The sequence below is a fragment of the Psychrobacter sp. Sarcosine-3u-12 genome (assembly GCF_002836005.1).
Classification (GTDB): Bacteria; Pseudomonadota; Gammaproteobacteria; order Pseudomonadales; family Moraxellaceae; genus Psychrobacter; species Psychrobacter okhotskensis.
The window spans coordinates 1-554 of sequence record NZ_PJBY01000046.1; the positions used below are offsets into that span (position 1 = coordinate 1).

Genomic DNA, 554 nt, shown 5'->3' on the forward strand with positions numbered 1-554 from the left:
CGCATATATCATCAATACCGTTACTGGCGTAAAACCGGTAAATGGCAAAAGCTCATGAAGATAGTCACAGCAAACTATGATAGTGAATGGTTATTTATAGACGGTAGCGTGGTCAAAGCTCATCAGCATAGTTCAGGTGCAGCCAGTCATCTTGATGAGGCCATTGGTAAAAGTGTTGCAGGTAATAGCAGCAAACTGCACTTAGTGGTCGATGCTTGTGGTAACCCTATACATATTGAGCTGACAGGTGGGCAAGTGCATGACGCTAAGATGGCAAAGACGTTGATAGATAGCACGATTAATAACCAGACTAAAGCGGTGATTGCAGACAGGGGCTACGATAGTAGTGATATTAGAGAGTGTATCTTCAAGCACTGTGCTGAGTCAGTCATACCCGTTAAGTCGAACTCTAAAAGCTGTAACGACACACTAGATTGGTATTTGTATCGTTGCCGTCATTTGGTAGAAAACGCTTTTGCTAGATTGAAACATTTTAGGGGCATTGCCACGCGATATGATAAGCTCAAAGATAGCTATGCAGCGGCGGTAATGCT

General features: G+C 43.3%; 1 protein-coding gene. It reads left to right on the plus strand.

Annotated elements, in window-relative coordinates:
• Positions 1-554, plus strand: a 554-nt coding sequence (locus CXF65_RS01080; protein WP_101210735.1) for an IS5 family transposase, incomplete at both ends; no start/stop codon positions are given.